Origin of the sequence: Enterococcus sp. FR204, from assembly GCF_031143325.1 — a bacterium.
Taxonomy (GTDB): domain Bacteria; phylum Bacillota; class Bacilli; order Lactobacillales; family Enterococcaceae; genus Enterococcus_B; species Enterococcus_B faecium.
Genome location: NZ_JAKZIW010000082.1, coordinates 1 through 4147, shown reverse-complemented (window position 1 = coordinate 4147; position 4147 = coordinate 1). Strand labels below are relative to the sequence as shown.

Sequence of the window (4147 nt, the reverse complement as noted above, 5' to 3'; positions counted from 1 at the left end):
ATTTTGTTCCTCCTCAAAGAAAAAGAGACTTCTGGAAAGAATTTTCAAAAGTTCACGTAACTCTTAAAAATTCATTACCAAAAAATCTCTAGTCTTGAAGAAATCTAAAAATATTCGTATAATGATTAAGAAGTTACGGAGCTAGTGCGATTAGTTTCCGTAAAGGTCGAGAACGTTGGTAGCGTTGCTCGACTATTTTTTTACTCTTTTTTCAGTTCATTTGTTTGCTAACTCAATAATAGCACTTCTCTTTAGCTATGCAAATATCCAAAAAATAAAACCGCACCCTTTGAAAAGGGCGCCCCCAAACTTCGCTAACGCTAGGTTGGCCAAAAAATGGACTGGCCATTTTTTAGCAAATGTCAGCTTAATAGGCTAGTGGTTTAGCCGTCAACTCCTTATCCTCGGCACAAACCGCCTCCGGTACCGTTGACTGCACATCGTAACTACCACTCGATCTCATCTTCAGAACGCTCTAATTTACGCTGTGAGACATTTTGACGATAAAATAAGGTTTTCTCCTGCTCTAACACTTCTAATTCCTCAGAAAGCCCCATATCCTTTTCTGCAAGACCAAAACGGATAGACAAACGAGTGATCGATTTTTGAAATGCGTTTTTTAATCGCTCTAAACGCTGGCGTAAAGAGCGATTTTCTTCTTTCAGCTTTTTATTTTCCACTTGTAAATCTGCTAATTGTTTTCTACCAGACAAATGACGCTCTTCTTCCAATGTAGCTACATACTCATTTAATTCTGTATTTTGCTCAAGCATCTGTAAATATTGCTCACTCATGTTATCAGCATTTCTCTTGGCATTTGTTGCTCTCGTAGCTCGTTGATACAAATCAACAAAATCATTCCCAGATAAATGATACGAACCATCAGGAAGCCTCTTGAAACTTTCTAAAGGAACAATATCTTTTTGGAAAATGACCGCCATCTCTTTTTTTACATTCAGCATATTTTTCTTCTCTTCTTCAATCTTCACTCTCTCAGAAGCCACCAGAGCCTTTTCTCGCTCATTTTCTTCTCTTTGCCTAGAAATATACCTCAACTCATCAGAAACGCTCTCACGCTCTTTTACGGCCGTTTGACGCAATTCTGAAATCTCGCTCATGATTTCTTTATATTCGTGAACATCTTTGATTTTGTTAGTACCGACTAACTCACGCTCCCAACCAAAATCTGCCATCAAACGTTCAATTGACTCAACTTCCTGATTCCTAAAATTATTCCAAATCACTCGACCATTCTCTTTATCTGCTCGTAAACCCTGCTGTTGCAAGGCTTTGTTAAAACTTGGTTGCTTTTGAACACCCCGTTTATACCCTTCAGCAACAGGAACAATATTCAAATGCAGGTGCGGACTTACTTCGTCATTATGAATAACAGCATTGTAGACGGATAAATTAGGATTCCGTTCTTTAAATTCTTTGAAATACTCAACTAAAATTTTGTTGGCAATCACTCGATTTTGTTCTGCTTGTTGTTCCGATATGCCAGTAGAAGAACCATCATCACGAGTAGTACGAAAATCATCAAGAGTACCAATTTGCACGATAAATTCTCGCTGTGGTTCCAATTTTTTATCCTTGCGAACCTTTGCTAAATAGTCCTCGATTTTTCTATCGGCTCTTTTCTGCTTTGCATTATATTTTTCTACGGCTTCACCGAATAATTCTTCATATTTTTCACGAATATTTGTTTGTTCTAAATAGATATTTTCATCCGATTTTGTGAAATCAATATGCTTATGCCAGTCATTGATTTTTTGGCTATCAGTTAACTCACGATTATTATGAGAAATGCTTGTATTCTTTGTTCCCTTTTTGAACGAAATACTGAACCCCAAGTTAAAACCCTCCTTCGGCTGTCGCTAATAAAAAGAGTGTAAACCTTTCTGTTACTCTTTGTCAAAGAGTAACATTTTCCTAATTGTGACATGGCTGTCACAATTCCAAATGCTCTCCGAGGGTATTCGCTGTCACAAGTGACAACGAAAAAAGGAGCCGAAAGCGTGTCACGCTCTCAACTCCTTTTACGCTTTATTTTGCTTCACGCAAAATAATCGCTTATCGTAAATTCACGTCATTAAATATTGACGTAAATTTACTCTCACTCATCTGACTTTTCTTATTCGGTATCACTCCGAATAAGCCGTCAGATTCATCGGGATAATCTCGTTCGCTTGGCGCTGATTTTTCATCAGCAAGCCACTCATTATCCACTGATTTTTCGTGTTGCTGATCGTCAGAAATCGACGATAGCCACCGCTCAAAATCAGCAAAAGTTTCAAACCCAAAACGCTTGCGAAGAGCCTTGCCCATTGCAGCATTTTCTTTCTCAATCAAGCGTTTTTTCTGTTGGCGAAGTTTCGCTTGTTCTTTTTTTAATTTTTCTTCTTGCGCTTTAATATCTGCTAAAGTCATTCCCATAAACTACATCTCCTTTTCTTTGGAATTAATAACGGAAATTTGGTTTAACTGCATAACATGACTCATTAATTTCAACCAAAATTCTTTTTCTGATTCATCAGTTGTTTGCGCTAAATGCTTATGAACAAATTCATTAGTCAAAACTGAAGATTTTGCTAAATCAGCATTGATAACCGAGTTGAGAACATCCATAATTCGTTCAAGCATTTCACTATAATTATCTTCATCCGGCAAATTCAAATAATCAGCTAACCGTTCATACATCAATTCAATTCTATCGACTGTTTCTTCTCTCAAATCAATTTTATCCATGTCACACCTCACTTCCAGAATTGCCACCATTTTCGATTTTTTAATTCTTGATTTTCTAGTAACAACTGATCGTTTTTTTGTTGCTGAAGCAGGGTCAATTTTTGTTGATCACGAATCATTTCTGTTAATTCAGAAATATGTTTGTCCTTCTCAGCTAATTGATCACGCAAAAACTCATTCTCTTTTTCTAAAGGAAAATCACTGCCTGTGTTATTGACCGGTAATTGACCAGTCAATTGATCACTTTTTGACCGATAAATTGACCGAACAACACCAATCAACTCTTTATCTAGCATGATAATGCCATTTTCTTTATACTGAGCAAGGTCAAACCCTGAATTGACCAGTTGATTGCGCACTGTATTTTTCGATACACCCAATTCGTCAGCAAGATTTTTTATGGTCATTTTTTCTACTGGATTACTCATTCAGCACCTACTTCCGTTACATCAAGTCCTTGGAGCCATGTATCTAATTCTCGTTTCAAATCGTCTGCCGATTCCGCAAATGACTCTCGCAAATGATTCGTCAATTCATCATTTTGACTTTCTTGCTTCAACAAATCCCTGTATTTTTTCTTTGTATTCTTAGCTAGATTTCCCCACTCAGAATGATCATAAAGCAAACCTTTCACCATAATCCGTTCAGTAACTTTAGTATTTGGCGGAAAATAATGTGGACTAGCAAAGCTATCCAAACTTTCATGAACCATCTCATGCCAATCAGTTGCTTTTCCCCTTCGTAACTGCAATTCTAGTCGCCACCATGTCGTTATTTCCGGCGGAACAATTTTACGTTTTCTTTCTTGTTCCAATTTTTTATTGTACATTCGAATTTGTCGTTCACTGGCACGACTACCCCAATATGCCGTTTCTAACTTACCAGAACGCCCATAAATTGGTTTAAAAGACACAGGATCAACTACACGATACTGACTAACAAAGTCATCGGGAATATCTACAATATCGCAAGCAATATCCGCACGTGAAAAATGAGGTTCTAGAAATAAATCATGAATGAAATTTTTCATGGAACCTGATAAAAATTGATTGATTTTATTAGGATTAAAGTCAATCCGCCCTTTTCCTTCATGAAATTTAAGAATCTCAATATAAGCTATATTTTCCTCGTGTTGGTCTAATAATTGCCACCCATTATTCCCAACAGCTTTTAAATAACCATTGCCTTCGTTCAAACGCATAAGCTGTTCAAAATTTAAAATCAACACATCATTTGGAGTGTGATAATAAATATTTTCTTTCAGTTTTCCGACTATGGTAATTCGGTCAATTGACCACTGCATTTTTAAGGGAAGGGTCAAACTTTGATACTTTAACCGCCTGTTAGAAATGCGGTTAAGTTTTTCCCACTCATTCACGATCGTGCCACGTTTACTCAA

General features: G+C 36.9%; 5 protein-coding genes. All 5 read right to left on the bottom strand.

Translation table 11 applies throughout. The features are described 5' to 3' along the window. Window positions 1–446 precede the first annotated feature (446 nt). A complete protein-coding gene (locus RG571_RS11730) occupies window positions 447–1853 on the bottom strand; it encodes a plasmid recombination protein (protein WP_002333830.1) in 1407 nt (468 codons plus the stop codon). 220 nt (window positions 1854–2073) lie between these two features. Then, a complete protein-coding gene (locus RG571_RS11725; RefSeq protein WP_002298418.1) occupies window positions 2074–2436 on the bottom strand; it encodes a hypothetical protein in 363 nt (120 codons plus the stop codon). A 3-nt stretch (window positions 2437–2439) separates the two neighbouring features. Beyond that, on the bottom strand, window positions 2440–2748 hold the full coding sequence (locus tag RG571_RS11720) for a hypothetical protein (RefSeq protein WP_002333831.1): 309 nt from the start codon (window positions 2746–2748) through the stop codon (window positions 2440–2442). Window positions 2749–2756: 8 nt separating this feature from the next. Further along, a complete protein-coding gene (locus RG571_RS11715) occupies window positions 2757–3176 on the bottom strand; it encodes a hypothetical protein (protein WP_002292671.1) in 420 nt (139 codons plus the stop codon). Further along, window positions 3173–4147 (bottom strand): replication initiation factor domain-containing protein (locus tag RG571_RS11710; RefSeq protein ID WP_227260574.1); only part of this gene is annotated, 975 nt, incomplete at its 5' end. The genes RG571_RS11715 and RG571_RS11710, both read right to left, overlap by 4 nt.

What these genes read in the sequence shown, in the direction of transcription:
- RG571_RS11725 (WP_002298418.1), bottom strand. Translation starts at nt 2,436, where the DNA reads ATGGGAATGACTTTAGCAGATATTAAAGCGCAAGAAGAAAAATTAAAA.
- RG571_RS11720 (WP_002333831.1), bottom strand. Translation starts at nt 2,748, where the DNA reads ATGGATAAAATTGATTTGAGAGAAGAAACAGTCGATAGAATTGAATTG.
- RG571_RS11715 (WP_002292671.1), bottom strand. Translation starts at nt 3,176, where the DNA reads ATGAGTAATCCAGTAGAAAAAATGACCATAAAAAATCTTGCTGACGAA.